At 72.1% G+C, this 17,778-nt stretch carries 14 protein-coding genes and 2 pseudogenes; 9 read left to right on the forward strand and 7 right to left on the reverse strand.

Annotated features, from left to right (window positions below; genetic code table 11):
* Positions 1-41: 41 nt before the first annotated feature.
* Complete coding sequence (locus tag ACWDD7_RS27420) at positions 42-791, forward strand: hypothetical protein (RefSeq protein ID WP_450459378.1); 750 nt, start codon at positions 42-44, stop codon at positions 789-791.
* Between the two features lie 358 nt (positions 792-1,149).
* A complete protein-coding gene (locus tag ACWDD7_RS27425; RefSeq protein WP_450459379.1) occupies positions 1,150-3,057 on the forward strand; it encodes an AMP-dependent synthetase/ligase in 1,908 nt (635 codons plus the stop codon).
* A 45-nt stretch (positions 3,058-3,102) separates the two neighbouring features.
* Here ACWDD7_RS27425 and ACWDD7_RS27430 read toward each other — a convergent pair whose 3' ends face one another.
* Genes ACWDD7_RS27430 through ACWDD7_RS27440 form a run of 3 tightly spaced genes read right to left on the reverse strand, consistent with a single transcriptional unit; the run spans position 3,103 to position 7,987 of the window.
* Complete coding sequence (locus ACWDD7_RS27430; RefSeq protein ID WP_450459380.1) at positions 3,103-4,551, reverse strand: HAD-IB family hydrolase; 1,449 nt, start codon at positions 4,549-4,551, stop codon at positions 3,103-3,105.
* A complete protein-coding gene (locus ACWDD7_RS27435; RefSeq protein ID WP_450459381.1) occupies positions 4,548-6,506 on the reverse strand; it encodes a glycerol-3-phosphate 1-O-acyltransferase in 1,959 nt (652 codons plus the stop codon). The genes ACWDD7_RS27430 and ACWDD7_RS27435 overlap by 4 nt, the downstream gene beginning before the upstream one ends.
* Positions 6,503-7,987 (reverse strand): wax ester/triacylglycerol synthase domain-containing protein, encoded by a 1,485-nt coding sequence (locus tag ACWDD7_RS27440; protein ID WP_450459382.1) that lies wholly within the window; start codon positions 7,985-7,987, stop codon positions 6,503-6,505. The genes ACWDD7_RS27435 and ACWDD7_RS27440 overlap by 4 nt, the downstream gene beginning before the upstream one ends.
* Positions 7,988-8,274: 287 nt before the next feature.
* On the opposite strand from ACWDD7_RS27440, the gene ACWDD7_RS27445 reads away from it, so the two are divergent.
* From ACWDD7_RS27445 to ACWDD7_RS27460, 4 genes are read left to right on the forward strand one after another with little or no spacing between them, the layout of a single operon-like run.
* A complete protein-coding gene (locus ACWDD7_RS27445; RefSeq protein WP_450459383.1) occupies positions 8,275-8,889 on the forward strand; it encodes a hypothetical protein in 615 nt (204 codons plus the stop codon).
* A complete protein-coding gene (locus ACWDD7_RS27450; protein WP_450459384.1) occupies positions 8,886-9,491 on the forward strand; it encodes a toxin-antitoxin system, toxin component in 606 nt (201 codons plus the stop codon). Before ACWDD7_RS27445 ends, ACWDD7_RS27450 begins: the two co-directional genes overlap by 4 nt.
* A gap of 52 nt (positions 9,492-9,543) precedes the next feature.
* On the forward strand, positions 9,544-10,731 hold the full coding sequence (locus ACWDD7_RS27455; RefSeq protein ID WP_450459385.1) for an MAB_1171c family putative transporter: 1,188 nt from the start codon (positions 9,544-9,546) through the stop codon (positions 10,729-10,731).
* A complete protein-coding gene (locus ACWDD7_RS27460; protein ID WP_450459386.1) occupies positions 10,728-12,155 on the forward strand; it encodes an NAD(P)/FAD-dependent oxidoreductase in 1,428 nt (475 codons plus the stop codon). The genes ACWDD7_RS27455 and ACWDD7_RS27460 overlap by 4 nt, the downstream gene beginning before the upstream one ends.
* Before the next feature lies 1 nt (position 12,156).
* Here the strand turns inward: ACWDD7_RS27460 and ACWDD7_RS27465 are convergent.
* Both ACWDD7_RS27465 and ACWDD7_RS27470 read right to left on the reverse strand, forming a co-directional pair.
* Positions 12,157-12,252: pseudogene (locus ACWDD7_RS27465) on the reverse strand (SDR family NAD(P)-dependent oxidoreductase); the annotation flags it as partial.
* Positions 12,253-12,370: 118 nt separating this feature from the next.
* Positions 12,371-13,273, reverse strand: coding sequence for a fructosamine kinase family protein (locus tag ACWDD7_RS27470; RefSeq protein ID WP_450459387.1), 903 nt, complete (start codon positions 13,271-13,273; stop codon positions 12,371-12,373).
* Between the two features lie 272 nt (positions 13,274-13,545).
* On the opposite strand from ACWDD7_RS27470, the pseudogene ACWDD7_RS27475 reads away from it, so the two are divergent.
* Positions 13,546-13,644 (forward strand): annotated as a pseudogene (locus tag ACWDD7_RS27475).
* 54 nt (positions 13,645-13,698) lie between these two features.
* The gene (locus ACWDD7_RS27480) at positions 13,699-14,271 is read left to right on the forward strand and encodes a maleylpyruvate isomerase N-terminal domain-containing protein (RefSeq protein ID WP_450459388.1); all 573 of its coding nucleotides are present in this window, start codon (positions 13,699-13,701) and stop codon (positions 14,269-14,271) included.
* 89 nt (positions 14,272-14,360) lie between these two features.
* Here the strand turns inward: ACWDD7_RS27480 and ACWDD7_RS27485 are convergent, their stop codons facing one another.
* Together ACWDD7_RS27485 and ACWDD7_RS27490 are read right to left on the reverse strand one after the other, a co-directional pair.
* On the reverse strand, positions 14,361-15,014 hold the full coding sequence (locus ACWDD7_RS27485) for a chloramphenicol phosphotransferase CPT family protein (protein ID WP_450459389.1): 654 nt from the start codon (positions 15,012-15,014) through the stop codon (positions 14,361-14,363).
* Positions 15,015-15,241: 227 nt separating this feature from the next.
* Positions 15,242-16,759: a sodium:solute symporter family protein gene (locus tag ACWDD7_RS27490; RefSeq protein ID WP_450459390.1), complete on the reverse strand. Its 1,518-nt coding sequence runs from the start codon at positions 16,757-16,759 to the stop codon at positions 15,242-15,244.
* Positions 16,760-16,969: 210 nt separating this feature from the next.
* Between ACWDD7_RS27490 and ACWDD7_RS27495 the strand changes: the two genes are divergently transcribed.
* On the forward strand, positions 16,970-17,761 hold the full coding sequence (locus ACWDD7_RS27495; protein WP_351871587.1) for an IclR family transcriptional regulator: 792 nt from the start codon (positions 16,970-16,972) through the stop codon (positions 17,759-17,761).
* Positions 17,762-17,778 lie beyond the last annotated feature (17 nt).

Here is a 17,778-nt window from a genome sequence, read left to right on the forward strand (position 1 = left end):
CGGGTGAGCGCACTTCGCCGATGGGCCCGTAAGCTGGCCCGATGCTTCATGAGGGGGATTTCCGGGTCGGTGACGTGCTGTCGATCGCCTGTCCCTTCACACCGACCGGAGTCGAGCGGGGTGTGACCTGGGACGCGGTGTCGGTGCGGTGGCCGTGGTGGCGCATCGATCCCGACAGCGACTTCTTCCATTGGAACGGGGTCGTGGCCCTGGGCGTGGACGGTGGCGGGCGCGTCCCGCCGGAGGTGGAAACGGAGCTGTTCCGGACGGATCCGCCGCCCGAGCAGTTGAAAGCGGGGGACGTCTGCCGGGTCGGAGTGCCGCCGACCGTGGTCCACGTGACGGCTGTCGATCACCACGATCCGCCGCTGGAGACGGGCTGGCTGCCACGCCCCGGGCTGACCGTGGCCGTGCTGCGGCGGGGCCTGTCCTACCGGGAGTTTCCGGACGGCAGCCATCTCGACGGCACGGGTTACGGCATTCACCCGGGCGACGGGACACCGTTCACCTTTGAACTGCTGATGCGGCCGTACGCGTTTCTACGGCCGGGCGACGAGGTCGCCGATGCCGCCGGACGGGCATGGCGCTTCGACGGCCCCTGGGACTGGTGGGCCTTCGACGGGGCGGGCCCCGGCGCGGGCCCGGCCTGGCCGCTCGTCCTCCTGACCCGGGCCGGAGCTCCGTGCTCACCGGCGGACGCGCGCGCCGTGGCGGCGGGGACGGCGTCCGGTTCCCACCAGGAGACCGTCCGGCGCTGGATGTCCCTCACCGACGCTTCGCCCACGCCCTGACCTGGTCGGCCCCGGCCCCCTACGCCCCCGCGGCCGTCGCACGCCGGGCGGCATCGCCCTGACGCCCGGTGTCACAGCATCGTCATGACGCAAGGTGTCGAGGTGGGCACGGTCAGGTGCGGGCAGCCGAGTGCGCGAGGGGGCGCGGGCGATAAAATCGCTGCCATGGGCGGGAACTCCCGAGACCGCCCACCGGGTTGCGGGCCGGCGCGGGCACCGAGCGGTGCGAGCGGCGCCGCGCTCGGGGCCGGTCGGTCATGGCTCGGCGACCAGCCCGCCGGCCTTCGACCTTTCGACGTGCTCCCGGCGCGGTTCGACGTCCGCACGTGCTTCTGACGGCTCTGCCCCAGGAGGTCCGATGAACGGCTCGGCCGACAACCAAGACCCGGCGGCGGATCGTCCGGCGACGGCGGCACCCGCCCCGCGCCGCGCTGTCCACGCGGACCCGTCGCCCCCGCGACCTCGCGTCGTCAGCGAGTTCTCCGTACCGGCCGTCGCAACGGTCGCGGATGCCGCCGTGCTCACCGATCCGGTGTGGGACAACGCGGCCCTCACGCCGGACGCGGTCCAGTTCGCCCGTCGCCTCGACGGCCCGTGGCAGGACGTGACCTGCGCGCAGTTCCGCGACGACGTGATCGCCGTGGCCCGAGGCCTGGTCGCCGCCGGGGTGCGGGTCGGGGACCGGGTGGCGCTGCTGAGCAGGAACAGGTACGAGTGGACCCTGCTGGACTACGCGATCCTGACCGTCGGCGCGGTCACCGTGCCCATCTACGAGACCTCCAGCGCGGAACAGGTCCTCTGGATCCTGTCGGACTCCGGCGCGGTCGCGTGCTTCGCGGAGACCGACGCCCACCACGCGAAGGCGGCGCGTGCGCGCGAGCGGCTCCCGGCCATGACCAGGCTGTGGCAGATCGACGCGCCGCACGGCGCGGTCGACGAGCTGGTCGCCGAAGGCGTCGCCGTACCGGCCGCGGAGGTCGAGCGGCGCCGCCACGCGGTGAGGGCGGACGACATGGCCACCATCGCCTACACGAGCGGCACGACCGGCCGGCCGAAGGGCTGCGTCCTCAGTCACCGCAACCTCTGCTTCGTGGTCGCCAACGCCGTCCCGAAGCTGCGGTCGATGCTCCAGGAAGGCGCTTCCACCCTGCTGTTCCTGCCGCTGGCGCACTCGTTCGGGCGCCTGATCCAACTCGGCTGTGTGCAGGCCGGAGTCCGGATGGGCCACGCTCCCGACGCCAAGCACCTCGCGGCCGATCTCGCCTCGTTCCGGCCGACCTTCGTACTGGCCGTTCCCCGCGTCTTCGAGAAGACGCGCGACACCGCGCGGCAGAAGGCGCAGGCCGCCGGCAGGGGCAGGCTCTTCGAGCACGCCGAACGGACCGCCGTCGCCTACAGCCGGTCGCTCGACGCCGACGGCCCCGGACCGGCCCTGCGCCTGTGCCACGCGCTGTTCACCAAGCTGGTGTACGACGAGTTGCGCGCCGCCTTCGGCGGCCGGTGCACGCACGCGATCTGCGGCGGCGCCCAACTCGATGTCCGGCTGGCCCACTTCTTCCGCGGGGCCGGCCTCGACGTGCGGGAAGGATACGGGCTGACCGAGACGTCACCCCTGGTCGCCGCCGACTTCGACGGCGAGGTGCGCTTCGGCACCGTCGGCCGGCCGCTGCCCGGCACCGCTGTACGCATCACCGACACGGGCGAGATCCTCGTCAAGGGCGACCAGGTGTTCACCCGGTACTGGAACAACGACGCCGCCACGGCCCAGGTCCTGGACGCGGCCGGCTGGTTCCACACCGGTGACCTCGGCGAGTTGAACGACGGTTTCCTGCGGATCACGGGCCGCGAGAAGGAGTTGCTGGTGACCTCGGGGGGCAAGAACGTCGCGCCCACCCCGCTTGAGGACCGACTGCGCCGCCATGAACTGATCAGCCAGTGCGTGGTCGTCGGCGACAGACGGCCGTTCATCGCGGCGCTCGTCACCATCGACGAAAAGGCGCTCGCGGTGTGGAAGGCCGAGCACGGCGAACCGGCCGGAGCCACCGCCGCCGATCTCCGCGACGATCCGCGCTTGCGGACGGCCGTCCAGCGGGCCGTGGACGACGCCAACCAGGCGGTCTCCCGCGCGGAGTCGATCAGGTCGTTCCGGATCCTGCCCCGGGACCTCACCGAGAAGGGCGGAGAACTGACCCCGTCGCAGAAGGTGAAGCGGGACGTGGTGGCGAAGGAGTACGCCGACGAGATCGAGGCCATCTACGGCGGTTGACGGGACGGGGGGCGAGGTCCGCCGGCGTGGCGTCCGGGAGAGCCGTCACTTCGCCTCCGCCTCCCCCGGCCAGTCGGCCAAGGTGTCGAGGAAGCGTCGGCGGACGTACGCGACGTGGTCGTCGAACCTGTCCGGGTTCCAGTCCGATGTCGGGACGGGCTCCAGCACGGCGACGTCCACGGTGCCCGGGTGCAACCAGAGCGAGTCCCGCCACATGAGCGCGCCGGTGTTGCGGATGACGATCGGGACGATCGGCACGCCCGCTTCGACGGCGATGTGGAACCCGCCCTTCTTGAAGGGACCGAGGGTCGGGCTGGGAGAGCGGGTGCCCTCCGGCGCGATGGCCACGGAGATGCCGTCGCGCAGCTTGGCGACCGCCGCCCGCAGGGATTCCCTCGCCTCGTGGGGGTGTGCTCGGTCGACGTACACGATGTCCACCAGTCGGCCGACGGGGGCGAACAGGGGATCGTGGGCCAGTTCCTTCTTGGCCACGCCGGTGACGTCGCGGCGCAGGAGATCGCCGAGCACCAGCATGTCCAGGCTGCTCTGGTGGTTGAACATGAAGACGGCCGGGCGCCGCACCCACAGGTTGTGCTCACCGACGACGTGGAGGCTCACGCCCCCGAAAGCCAGCGCGAGGCCACACCCTGTTCCGGTACCCACGTTGGCGCCGGCCTGCCGGTCGCGGGTGAGCAGGCCGACGCCGATGCCGAGCAGCGCGGACGCGCCGAGGGCGGTGAGTGCCGCGCCGGTGCGCAGGGCCGACGAGAGCGAGACACCGCGGCGGGGCGGTTCGAGCCGGACCACGGGCCAGCCTCGCAGGTGGGCGATGTCGACCAGTTCCGGCTCGGGGTTCAGCGGCCGCGGGTGGCCGACAGCGCCGAGCATCGGCGCGTCCTCGGCTCCGTTGCCGTAGGCGAAGCTGTCGGCGAGGCGAACGCCTTCCCGCCGGGCGTAGGCCTTGATCGACCGGGCCTTGTCGGGGCCCCACAGGACGTCTCCGTCCACCTTGCCGGTGAGCGTCCCGGACCGCACCTCGGGGCGCGTGCACAGGACGGCGTCGAAGCCCATGTCGGTGGCGACGGGATCCGCCTGGAACGGTGTGGCGGACGTCGCCATGACGACGCGGTGCCCGGCCCTGCGGTGTGCGTGGACGAGTTGGCGCGCCTGCGGGTAGATCCGGCCGGCGATGTCCTGCCGGAACAATCGCTCGCCGAATGCGGCGAGTTCGTCCTCGGTACGTCCGGCCAGTGCCTCGAAGGCGATGTCGACGACTTTGTCGAAGGGGGCCTGCCGGAACCGCACGTCCAGTGCGGCGAGTGCCAGTCGGCCGGACCGGCTCGGGCTGATGTCGGCGTGGCGCAGCCGGTCGCGGTAGACGCTGCGCACCGTGTAGCCCTCCACGACCGTTCCGTCGAGGTCGAAGAACGCGGCGGTGGACGGCCCCGTCGGCGCCGCGGCGACGGAGTCGAGGATCGCGGCCAGGGCCGTCACGGCTGCCCGCTGCCCGCCGACGGCGGCGAGGCCGTCACGCCGATGTCCCGCAGCGCCAGTGCCCGGGACCGGCGCAACCGCCCGACGAGCGTCTCCAGCTCGCGCGCGAACGCGATGCGCCGGTCGGTGACCTGATCCCCGCCCGGGTCCAGCAGTCCTCGGTGGCGGGCGAGTCGCAGGCCGGTGGTGAAGAGCTCCAGGGAGAGGGACTCGCTGCTGGTGATGCGCTGTTGCATCAGCAGTTGGCGCCCGGTGTCGAGGCAGTCGGTGAGGAACGCCCTTTCCTCGACGGGTTCGTGTGAGGGGTGAGCGGCGAGCCGTTCGGCCACGAGGAGGTACGCCTCCAGGTAGGACGCCAGGACCCGGTGGGCCAGATGCGGTCTGATCCGCTCCAGCAGTTCCTCGGCGGCGTGCGGCGACCGCAGGAGCTCGGTCCACTGCTCGTCCATGAGGGCGAGTTCCGACTGGATCCTGTGCCGGAACGCCCGTTTGTCGTCGAAGAAGAACTCGAACTCCAGCAACGCGCGCAGCCGGAGCGCTTCCTGCCAGCCGTCGGTGACCGGGTCGGGGTAGTGCCCCTCCGCCGCCGCTTGCAGCACCAACTCGGTCACGGCCCGGTTCACCAGGAAGTGGATGATGTTGTTCCGGTAGAACGCGGCGACCAGTTCCTGGTTCTCGGCGACCTGGTACACCGGATCGGTTCCCTTGGCGTAGCAGGTGATCACTCCGTCGGCGATCAGGACGTCCAGCACACGTTCGACACCGCCGACGTCCTGGAGACGCGGTGCGACGACGCTCGGCAGGCGGCGGTCGCGGACATAGCCGAGCAGCGGGGCGAGCGTGGCCCTGATCTCCGTGACGGTCAGGGCGCGGCCCCCCAGGCCCAGCAGACAGAGCGTGACGAGCCCCATGGCGGTGACCGGCGTGACGGAGTCGATGCGATGCATCACCTCGATCCCGAGTCTCTGGATCGCGCGGCGCCGCCGCGCCGGGGGCAGCGCGGCCCAGTCGCCGCCCAACTCGGCCGCGACCGACAGGGGTTCGCCGAAGGCCAGGTGCACCTGTCCGCGCCGCCTGCCCTGCGCCTTGATGTACCGCACCGCGACGGACAGGTTCTCGGGCTTCTTCGCCGACCCGCGCGCTTCCTCCTCCATCTCGCCGACCTCGTACAACCGGTCGTAGACGATCGAGACGGGGACGATGTACGCGTCGTCCACGCCGCTGTCGTGGAACGCCTCGGCCAGGTAGGTCAGCAGGCCGTAGCGGGGCGGACGGAGCTTGCCGGTGCGGGTGCGTCCGCCCTCGACGTACCATTCGAGATTGGCTCTGTCGCGCAGCAGGTGGCCCAGATACTGCCGCAGCACCCACTTGTAGATCTCGTCCCCCGCGAGGCTGCGGCGGATGAACACGTATCCGCTGCGACGCATCAGCGGGCCGAGCGGCCAGAAGGACAGGTTGATCCCGGAGAGAACGTGGTTCGGCGGAAACCCGTGCCGCAGCAGCGCCGGGCGCAGCACCAGCGGATCGAGGTAGGAACGGTGGCTGGGGAGGAACACCAGGGTGTGGCCTCGGCCGAGCCGCCGCACCTCGTCCACGCGCGCACGGGCGAGGTCGGTGCGGTAGGCGCGGGAGACGTAGGCGCCGAAGCGTTCCCAGACGTCGAGGACGAGCCTGTTCCGGCCGGCGACCATCTCCCGCAGGTACGCTCGGGCGCGCCGGTCCACGTCGTCGGGCGGGCGCTCCAGCCGGTCCGCGAGTTCCCGGACGCCGGACCGGTACCGGGCGCTTCTGATGATGTCCTCGCACACCAGGAACGGGATCTGGCCCTGCCCGCCCTGTGCCCGGCCTTCGGCGCGGTCCCGGGCCGGCGCGCCGTGGGGCCGCAGAAACCCCGGCAGCGCCCCGGCCCCGCGCCCGGCCAGACGACCTCGCAGCTTCCCCAGGTCGACGATCATGACGACTCTTCCCATGCCTCGCGCCACGCGGTGAGGCCGCGCGGCGCGGTCTCGCCACCGACGGCCAGCACCTCGTCCAAGCCCGCACGCATGCAGTGCAGGAACAGGTCGGGTTCGGTGACCGCGGCCGGGTCGGCGTTGACGCCGATGCAGCACACGCCGCAGTGCGACGCCAGCACCGCCATGACGGCACAGCCCGGGAGCGGCCCGAAGGGGAACATTCGTTCTACGCGGGCTCCGGCGATGTAGACCGGCTCGGCCAGGCCCCGGATGTTGCTGGCCTGTAGGTCGAGACGGGTGGACTGGCCGGCGTACCAGTCGGTGAGCAACGGCGTCGGAATCCGGCTGAACACGGGTGCGAACACCTGGAGGGCGTCGAGGGCGGGCTCGTGGCGCACCGACAGGACGATCTCGTGGATCGCCGCGATCCGCTCGGCCGGGTCCTCGATGTCGACCGGGGCCGCGAAGCGCGCGCCCGCGAAGCGGTTTCCGCCCATCGGGTTGTCCCCGGCACGCAGACTCACCGGCATGGCCATCGGTATCTGCGCGACGGGGCGGCTCAGCGCCTCGTGGTAACGGCGGAAGCCGCCGAGGAGCGCCGCGATGTAGGCGTCGTTCAGTGAGCCACCCGCCGCCTTGCCCGCGTGCTTGAGGGCGTCCACCGTGGTTTCCAGGACCGAGAACCGGTAGGAGAGGCTCCGGCCGCGGAGCAGGGGCGAGGGCGGGCAGGCCGGTGGGGCCAGCAGGCCGGTCAGCGAACGTACGTACCGGACCGCCGCCGCCGCGCCGGCCGGAAGCGCGGTGAGTGCGGCCAGCGTCGCGGGCGCGCGCAGCGTCGTGGCCGCCAGCCGGGCGGGTGCGTCACGCAGGCCGCGGCACACCTGTTCGCCCAGCGCGCCCCATGCTCCGATGTCCTCGGCCGCCGGAGCCTCGCAGTGCCACTCGGGCGCGGAGTGCCCGCGCTTGCGGCTGTGCAGCAGGGCGAGCATCTGGATGCCGCCCAGCCCGTCGGTCAGGCTGTGGTGCGCCTTCAGCATGTAGACCGCCGCTCCGCCGGTCGGCCCCTCGATCAGCAGTGCCTGCCACGGCGGGCGAGCGCGGTCGAAGGGCTCGCTCATCACGTTCTGGCACACCCGCAAGGCCTGCTCGAACGTGGCGGGCGACGGCAGGCGCTGCCGTCGTACGTGGAAGTCCAGATCGAAGTTCGGGTCGACCGCCCAGACCGGGTTGCCCAGGTGCAGCGGCGTGTCGACGGCGCGCATCCGGGCTCGCGGGAGGGCCCTGGTGGCCCACTCGTGCGCGGCCAGGAATCGGTCCCAGTCGGGGGTGCGGTCAAGGACTTCCACGGCGGCCATCGGGGTCCGCAGCCGAGGATCGGCCTCCATCCGCCACATCGCCGCTTCGAAGTCGGTCATGGTCCGCCGGACGCCCCAGTCCGCCAGTCCGCCCGTCCCGACCGCGCCGGCCGACGGTACATTCATCGCGCCCATGTCAGCCGACCTCGTCCTCGGTCGCGCCCGCCGTGCGCAGGCCCGCGTGAGAAGGCGGCCACTTGCCGAAGGGCGTGCGCGAAGGCTCCACCGTCATCCGCGGTGTGCGCATGGGAAAAGGCTAAGTGAGCGGGCGGCGCACCACAAAGGCAGGGCCACCGACCGGGTCATCGTCCGGCGATCGCTCTTTGGCCAATAAACGATCACCGAGGTGACGTCGGTTCCGCGTAGGGTGCCATGTGCATTGCCGCAGTCCCGCGACCGCTTGGAGCACATCGGTGGAGTCGACGCCGCTGCCCGAGACCCTTCGGCGTCTTGACGCGCTGATCCAGCAGGAGGGCCTCGATCGCTCGGAGTTCCTCAGCCCGAGGCGGCTGGCGGTCAGGACCGCGTTGCCCGAGAGCGTCGTACGCACGCTGCTGCGCGGTGGGCAGCCGCCCGTGGAGACGGTCAACGAGCGGGTTCGGTCACGCATCAAGGCGCTCGCGGACGACCGGCTGGCGCGCACCGGCCAACGTATGTCGGACCTCGCGGGCGGTATTTCCCGGCAGTTGGGGGTCTCCGCGTTCTGGGCCCGGCAGGTCTGCGCGGGTGCCAAGGTACCCAGTGTGGAACTGCTGCACGGCCTCGTCGACTTCTTCGGGGTCGAGGGGGGTGAGGCGTTCTTCACCGCACCGGCCTCGGAAGCACTCCATCGGGAGCTGCTGTCCATGGTCGCAGCGCGGTCGGCGACCGAGGGACGGCCGACCGCGGTGGTGGCCTCGTCACGTCACGACGATGTGCGCGGCTTCGCGCTCCGGCAGGCGCGAAACCTGCCGGAGGAGCGTTGGAACGTGCTCAACGCGACCCTGAAGGCCCTGCTGGAGCTCGACGACCAAGAGGAAGACCGGTGAGCGCCGGAGCAAGGGCGATGCGGCGGCTCAGCACCCGCCTCATCGGAAGTCTGCCCGCGCCCGCGGGAGACGAGAAGCTGATCCCGCTCCTCGGCCGGGCCCTGAGCCAGGTTCGAGGCCGGACGGTGCGGCTGCGCGAGGCGGCCTTCCCGCCGGTGACCGCCAGCGGACTGTGGGTGGACCGCGCGAGCCACGACCTGATCGTCTACGAGAAGCACACCGACCCCGAGCACCAACTGGTGATCATCGGTCACGAGGCATGGCACATGTTCCAGGGGCACTGCGGAAGCGGCGGCTCGCGGCAGCCCGCCGCCCGCGCGTCCGGCAGCGAGAGGACGGCCGGCCTCGCCGCGTTCGTGGCCCTCGTGTCCGCGGCCGACGAGGCGGACACGCCGCTCACCGACCGCACGGACGCGGCGCTCCATTACGCCGCGCGCTCGGACGGCCACGGGATGGACGAGGAGATGGAGGCCGAGCGCTTCGGCCTGCGGCTCGCCATCGGTCTGCAGGCCGCCCTGCGGCTGAAGGACTCACCCGTCGATCCCCACCATGTCAGCGGGCGGATCGGGGCCTCCATGGCCCATCGGTTCCGTCAGAGCTGATCCGTACGACGCGGAGCCGTCGCTCGGCGCGCGACCAGGGGAGAACAGCACAGTGGCATCAGGACCCGGCAATCCCGTCTACTACGTCGGCGGTGCCGCGCTGTTCCTGGTCTGCGCCCTGAAGCTGCCGCCGCTCGCCCGCCGACGGCGCGACCCGCTGCTGTGGTCGGCTTTCGCGCAACTGTTCGCAGGCGGGTGCATCATGCTCCTCGCCGCCCCGCAGTCCGTCGTCGCGCTCAACCGGGCCACCGGCATCACGAACTGCGCGGCACTGGTCGTCTACGCGGCGCTGACCGCGTACTCCGGCGCCAGCCTGCTGCTGATCATCCACTGGCGCCCGGCTCCGCCGGAGCAGACCCGGCGCGCCGCGCGCTGGTGCGTGGCGGCGTACAGCCTGGCCGTCCTGACCGTCGTGGTCCTCTTCTGGGCCGGGAACGCTCCGGTGGAGCAGGTCACGCTCTTCGACTCGTACTACGCCGACACGCCCTTCATCCGGGAAATGATCGTCACGTATCTCCTGGCCCACGGCGTGGCGGCCATCGCCAACGTCACCATGTGCCGGCGCTGGTCCACAGAGGTCCACGGTTCGCTCCGGACGGGCTTGCGCCTGCTCGTCGCCGCCTACCTGCTCCATGTGGGTTACGACGTCACGCGTCTCGTCGCGGTCGGCGCCCGTTGGGCCGGCCACGACCTGGACTTCCTCATCGCCCAGGTCTCCCCGCGGTTCGCCGCCCTGTCCGCAGTGATCGGTGCCGTCGGATACGCGCTGCCCCTGGTGGGGCCCCGGGCGGCACGGACCGTCCAGGTCGTACGGCAGCTGCGCCAACTCACTCCGCTGTGGCGGCTGTTGCGCGACGTACCCACTCCCGGGGCGATCCGTTCCGCGCTGCCCTGGTGGCGCACTCCCTGGGCGATGCTCCTGATGAGCCGGAAGACGGCGCTGTACGACGCCATCCTCGCGCTGGCTCCCTACTGCGACCCGGCCGTCCGCGACGCGGCCTACCGGACGGCGCTGAGCCGCTGCCCGGACGAGGCCGCGGCCGCGGCGAGCGCCGACGCGGCCATGATCGTCGTCGCCCTGGAGCGGCGGCAGGCCCACCCCGACCGGATGCCGGAGGGCGCCGCCTCATCGGCGTGGCGCTCCAGGGATCTGGTCCCGGTGTCCCTCGCTCTTGCCTCGCCCGTCGTCCGAACCGTCCGTGAACACCACCGTATCCGCGCAGAAAGCAGCCGACCATGACTGAAGCAACCCGGCAGAGTCCCGCCCGCGCCGTCGTCATCGGGGGCAGTATGGCCGGCATGCTCGCCGCGGCCGCCGTCAAGGACCAGGTCGGATCCGTGGAGATCATCGAGTCCCACGACCTTCCCGAGGGGCCCGGCCCGCGCGTCGGGGTCCCCCAGGCCGTACACATCCACCTCCTCCAGTCCGGTGGCGTGGACGGGCTGGAGGAGCTTCTGCCCGGTGTGATCGACCAGTTGGCGGCGGCGGGGGCGCACCGGATACCGGTGACGACCGATATGGTCATCTACTCGCCCGAGGGCTGGTACCGGCGCTGGCAGCGCGCCACCCACCGCCTCATGACCGCGAGCCGGGACCTGACGGACCACGTCGTCCGGGAACGCGTACTCGAAGAACCCCATGTCACCGCACGTACACGGTCCAAGGTGGTCGGACTGCTCGGCGACAGGCGCCGGGTCACCGGAGTGCGCGTCCGCACTGCGGGCCGGGGCGAGACGGAACTGCGTGCCGACCTGGTGATCGACGCCTCCGGCCGTTCCTCCCGTATGCCCCGATGGCTCGCCGAGCTGGGGGTCAGCGGTCTCACCGAGGACCGCGTCGACTCCGGCCTGGCCTACGCCAGCCGCGTGTACCGGGCCCCTGTTCCCACGCGCGGCTGGCCCGTGGTCAGTGTGAACGCCGATCCGCGCCTGCCCCTGCCCGCCCGAGCCGGCGGCATCCTGCCGATCGAGGGCGACCGCTGGCACGTCAGCCTGATGGGTGCGCCCGGCGGGCAGCCCACCCGGGACGCCGACGCCTTCGAGTCCTTCGCGCGCACCCTGCGGCACCCCGTCATCGCCGACCTCCTCGAACTCGCCGAGCCGCTCACCGACGTCAGCATCACGCACACCACGGCCAACCGCCGCTACTACTACGAGCGGCTCAGGGCGTGGCCCGAGGGCCTGGTGGCGCTGGGCGACTCCGTCGCCGCCTTCAACCCGATGTACGGGCAGGGCCTGTCGGTGATAGCGCAGGGCGCCCTGGCCCTGCGCGATCTGGCGCGCGGCGGACTGGTTCCGGGACTGGCCCGGCGCGCCCAGCGGGCGATCGCCCGGCCGGTGGACGCGGCGTGGGCGCTGACCGTCGGGCAGGACATCCACTTCTCCACCACCACCGGCAAGACCCCGCGCTTCACCGACCGGCTCCTCCAGCGCTACGTCAGCCGTCTCTCCCGCACGGCGACCGGTTCCTTCCGCACGGCCACGGCACTGACCGACGTGCTGACGCTTCAGGCCCCGCCTGCCTCTCTGGTACGGCCGAGCGTGCTGCTTTCCGCTCTGGTGGGGCCGCTTCGGCCGCAGTTGGAGGGGCCGCAGTTCACCCCGGAGGAGCTCGGCCTTCTCAAGGGCCTGCGCGAGGGGTCGTGGGGAGGACACCGGGCGTGACGCGCAGGCGGCGATCGAGTTCGAAGGCGAAGCACATCTGCGCCGGCTTCGACCGGCCGTAGGTGCGCTTGGGCCGGTAGTCCCGGGTCACCGTTAGTCCCGGGTCGTCCGCAGCCGCCACGACCGGCGGGGAACGGAGAACGGGACCGGTGTCGCGGTGAGCGCGCGACGGACGCGGCAAGCCGCGCGCCGCTGCCTCGGCCGCGTCGCGCGGCTCAGGCGCCGGGCTGGGCCGACGGCCGCTTCCGGAACGGGGCGAGCGTGGCGCGTACGAGGTCGGCGGCGCCCCAATCGGGCTCGAACTGGGCTATGACGGCCAGGTGTTGGCGCAGCTGGAGGATCGACATGCGGTCGCGCCAGTCGCTGTCGAGTCCGGTCAGCTCGGCGTACAGCTCGAAGAACATGCGCGCCTCGGGCGGCGGCGCCGTCGTCCACAGGTGGGCCAGGTCGACCTCGGCCCACGTGTACGACACGGCCGGGTCGATCAGCGCGGGCCGCCCGTCGGGGGTGGCCAGGACGTTCTGCGCCCACAGGTCACCGTGCGTCAGGCACGCGGGCCCGACCGGCAACAGCTCGGGCAGTCGGTCGCACAGCCGCTCCAGCGCCGCCCGGTCCGCGGCGTCGAGCGCGTCCTGGACGCGGGGCTCGCCGAGCCAGCGCAGCAGACGGTGCTGGGCGAAGAACTCGAACCCGTCGTCGTCCCAGGTGTTGACCTGCCGACGGCGGCCCAGCCAGTTGTCCCGGTGCCATCCGAATCGGGGGTGCCGCGTGGCGGTGTGCATGTGGGCGAGCCCGTGCGCGAGTTGTTCCCAGAAGGCCTCGGTGCCCGGCCGGGGCCGCAGCACGGACAGCACGAGCAGGTCGCGGTCGGCGTGGATGACCTCGGGCGTGGCGATGCCGCCCGCCTCGCGCAGCGCGGTGAGCCCTTCGGCCTCCGCGGCGAACGCGTCGTCCGACGGTGGCTCCCCGAACGCCTTGACGAACACCGACGCCCCGTCACCACGTCGCGCGAGCCCCGCGGTCGCGGCGAGGCCTCCCGTGGCCGGCTCGACCGCGACGACGTCGGTCAGACCGGCCGCGTGCAGACGTTCGAGCAGGAAGGACGTCGCGTCCGTCACGGGGTGCTCCTCTCTGCGGGGCTCGCACCACGGCGATCGGGGCCGAGCCCGCGACGGCGGCTCGCTCATCGGGCGCCCTGCCCCGGATCCGGACCATGGCGGCAACGGGCGTCAGTATGCCTGAGACGCCGATCTCCGTGCGATGGTCGCGCCCAGGCGAAGACACCTCGACCTCAAGGAGTGGGCTCAGCCGCGCGTCAGCCGCACGTCAGGGACCCGTGTCACGCTCTTTCACGTGAACGGCTCGGGGCACCGCCCGGGGCCGGGAGCGAGGAGAGGTGCCCGGAGCGGTTTATCGGGGGCCACGCAGCCACGCCTCATGGTCGGGTCCTTCGGGGCCCACGCAGGTTCGAATCCTGCCCTCTCCGCCACGTCGCCGCGCGGGTGGAGCTGGGAACAGCCCGGCCGGACCTCTGCCGACGGCCGTGAAAATCGCGCGCGGCCCGCGAAGCACGGGCGCGGTGCACCGCCGCTGGGCCTCCATCGTCACCGCGGACCCGGACGCCACTCCCCCGGCCAAGGCGTCGCAGGGCGCCAAGGCCGCGCCCCGGGAGCGCGACGCCCTGCCGGCCTGGTCGGCCGAGTCGACGCGGCGGTTCCTGGACGCGCCGCGCGAGGCCGGCCCGGATCGCGCCTGCTGGACGTGGTGGGGTGACTCGCAGTCGCCGCAGACCTCCGGGGCCGTCGCCCGGCACCAGGTGCAGGAGGCCGCGGTGCGCACCCACGACGCCCGGACCGCTCTGGGCACCCCGCTGCCGCTGCCGGAGGAGGTCGCGCTCGACGGTGTCGACGAGTTCCTGTCCACCTCCTGCGCGACGACGGCCCGGACGCGGCCGACGCCTCGCTCCGGGGCACGGCCGGCGAACCGGTCCTCGTCCTGTACGACCGCCTCCCGGTCGACGCCCGGCAACTCGGCGGCGACCGAGGCCGGTTCGACCTGCTGCGCGACCGGGATCCGGGCGAGTAGGGCGCGGCCGCGGCCGCGCCGTGCGGACTGACTCCGGGCCCGCACGGCGGGGTTCCGCGCGACGCGAGAGCTCGGATCGGTCCGCCGCGCTCCGGTCCGCTCGGCGAACCGACCGGGCCGTCATGACGGCGCGACGGCCTCCGCTTCGACGGCCGGCAGGTCCGGGCGCAGTTTCGCCCGGAGTTGTTCGAAGGCCGTCGGGGTCGGGCGCTGCGGCAGGAAGGCGCTGATCCGGCGGGCGCAGTGCAGCGGGCTGTCCGTGGTGGTGTCGCACTCGATGTCGTACAGGCCGTGCGCGTGGACGTGCTCGAACTGCCGCGCCGCCAGGCCGACCGGGCGGTCGCCGCGCGCCTGTTCACGTCGCCGGAGTTCGTCGAGCGAACAGCGCACGCCGACGAGCACGACGTTCCTGGCGGTGAAGAGTTCCAGGCAGTCCAGCAGGCGCCATTCCTCGCTCAGCACGTGGTCGACCACGAGGGTGTTGCCGGCCGCGGCCATCCCGGCGACCGCCCGGTGGAAGCCCATCCATGTGCGCCGGAGTACGGCGGGCAGCTCTTCCGGGCTCATCTCCCGCCGGGTTCGCATCGCGTGGAAGGAGTCCACCGGCATGTGGAAGGACGGCTCGTCCAGGACCTGCAACAGTTCCTTGGCGATACTGGACTTGCCTGAACTGGACGTCCCGTTCAGGAAGATGATCAGTCCGGTACGGGACGGCGCGGGGTCCGCACCGTGGCCGGCCGGTACGGACCCGCCCCTGTTCCCGGCTTCGGGCATCTCGGACTCCTTCGCTGTCGCCGGTGACGTCCGATCATCATCGTCCATGGGCGACCGTACGGACAGAGATCTCCCGGACGGCAGCCCCCGCTGGGGACACGTCGTCACGATGCCTCCGGATCCGGGGGACGCGAGCCGCGGCACCCGGAACGCCGATGGCCCCCGGCCCGCGGCCAGGGGCCGGGTCGGGGGCCGTACAGCGGGGCCGGCGGCCCCTGGCGGCCGGATCAGTCCGTCGCCGGGACCAGCGACGCCGGCCCCTCCGGCGCCGGAGCGTCCCCGGCCGCGCTCACCGCGGCGGTGATCTCGTCCGCCACCGCGGACGGCTGCGGCAGCACCAGGCCGATGACCAGGTACAGGACGAGCGAGGTCACCAGCGGGGTGGCGACGGTCGAGGTCTGGTCGGTGCTGTCCAGGACGTACTTCACCAGGACGAAGCTCGCCAGGCCGCAGGCCCAGGAGATCAGCGCGGCCAGGGAACCCCAGCGGCGGAACGCCGGGAGCAGACCGAGCAGCATCGGAATGGAGATCGGGCCCATCACGGCGGCGACCAGGGCCGTGATGATGCCGAGCGGGCCGCCGAAGTGGCTCGCCTCCATGGCGACCACCATGCTCACCGCGATGAAGGAGACGGTGCAGATGCGCGCGGCGAGCAGTCCGCTTCCGGCACTCAGCGCCCGGCCCCCGCGGGCGACGGCGGGGATGATGTCCCGGACGACCACGGAGGCGATGGCGTTGGCGTCCGAGGAGGCCATGGCCATGGTGTGCGAGAACATGCCCGCCAGGGTCAGACCGACCAGGCCGGCCGGGAGCAGGTGCTCGGCCATCAGCGCGTAGACCTGCTGCGGGTCCGCGATGTGCGGCATCAGTACCGGGCCCACGACGGACGGGAAGAGCAGGACCGCGGGCCAGATCAGGTAGAGGACCGCGGACAGCACGGCCGAGCGCTTGGCGGCGGGTGCCGAGTCGGTGGCCATGTAGCGCTGGGCCAGGTTCCACATGCCGCCGTTGTACTCGAAGAGCTTGACGACCACGTACGCCGTGAGGAAGCCGGCCGTGTACGGGCCGACCAGCGGGTGGGTGTGGTCGGCGGGCAGGCGGTGCCAGATGGAGCCGAGACCGGAGAAGCCGCCCACGTGGTTCAGCGTGATGACCACCATGGAGAGCGCGGCGACGCCCTGGATGACGAACTGGCCGAAGTCGGTGAGGGCGTCCGCCCACAGGCCGCCGACCGTGCAGTAGACCAGGGTGACGACGCCGGTGATCAGGATGCCGACGTCGAGCGAGACGCCGGTGAACACGTTGAGCAGGATGGCGACCGAGGCCCACTTGGCGGCGACGTCGAAGACCTTGAGCAGCGCGCCGCTCCAGGCCAGCGCCTGCTGCGTGGCGATGTTGTACCGGCGCGCCAGGTATTCGAGCGGTGAGGCGACGTCGTAACGGCGGCGCAGCCGGTTCCAGCGCGGTGCGAACAGCCAGGCGCCGACGCCGGTCGCCAGCGCGAGCGGCAGGAACGCCCAGACATAGATGGTGATGCCGTAGCTGTAGGCGACCGCCGCGTAGGCGACGAACACCGCGGCGCTGTATCCCGACATGTGGTGCGAGATGCCGGACAGCCACCAGGGCATCCGGCCGCCGCCGGTGAAGTAGTCGCTCACGTCACTGACGCGCTTGTGCGACCAGATGCCTATGAGCAGCATCACCACGAAGTAGCCACCGAGGGCCACCCAGTCCGGCCAAGCCATGCGAACTCCTCGTGCCGACGGCCGTCGGCGGTAGCGAGCGGTAGGGGTGAAGGGGTCCCGACGGCACCGACGCCCCGGACCTCCATCTACATGGACAGAAGCTCGACTTGACCAAGCCGTCTACGTATGTAGACTCAGTTCTCATCCATGCTTTTCAGCGCGCACGTTAGCCTGGCGTACAGGGGCGGTCAATGTTTCGGGAGGTTTTCGTTGACGGAGACATCTGACGGCGGCCGCGGGCCGGTGAAGTCCGCGGAGCGCACGGTCCAGATCATGGAAGTGCTCTCGGCCTCCCCGGAGCGGCTCACCCTGGGCCAGCTCCAGGAGCGCACGGGATACCCGCGTTCGAGCCTGTACGCGCTGCTGCGCACCCTGGTGGCGCTGAAGTGGATCGAGGTCGAGGAGGGCGGCGAGGCGGCCGGCTTCGGCATCGGCCCGCGCGCTCTGCTGTGCGGCACGGCGTACCTGGACCGGGACCCGGCACTGCCCTACGCGGTGCGCCAGATCGAGCAGTTGCGCGCGGACGTCGGCTACACCACCCACTACGCCCGGCTGGACGGCTCGAACGTCATCTACCTGGCCACCCGTGAGGCCACGGACTCCCGCAGGCTGACCTCCCGCGTGGGCCGGCAACTCCCGGCGCACGCCACGGCCCTGGGCAAGGCGCTGCTCGCCGAGCTGACCGCGCAGGAGGTGGAGGCGCTGCTGCCCGAGCAGCCCCTGGAGGCACTCACCCCGCACACGGTCACCCGCCGCCCGGCCCTGCGGGAGGAGCTGGAGCAGACGCGCACCCGCGGCTGGGCGGTGGAGAGCGAGCAGAACACACCGGGGCTGTGCTGCGTCGCCGCGACCGTGTCGTACCGCATCCCGGCGACCGACGCGATCAGCTGCTCGATCCCGCTGGACCACGCCACGGACCAGGAGATCGAACGCGTCGCGGAGGCCGTCAGCCGGCACGCCGCGGCGCTGGCGGGAACCCTGCGCCGCAACGGCATCCGCTGACGTACGCCCGTGCCCCG

The sequence above is a fragment of the Streptomyces sp. NPDC001056 genome, assembly GCF_053598955.1.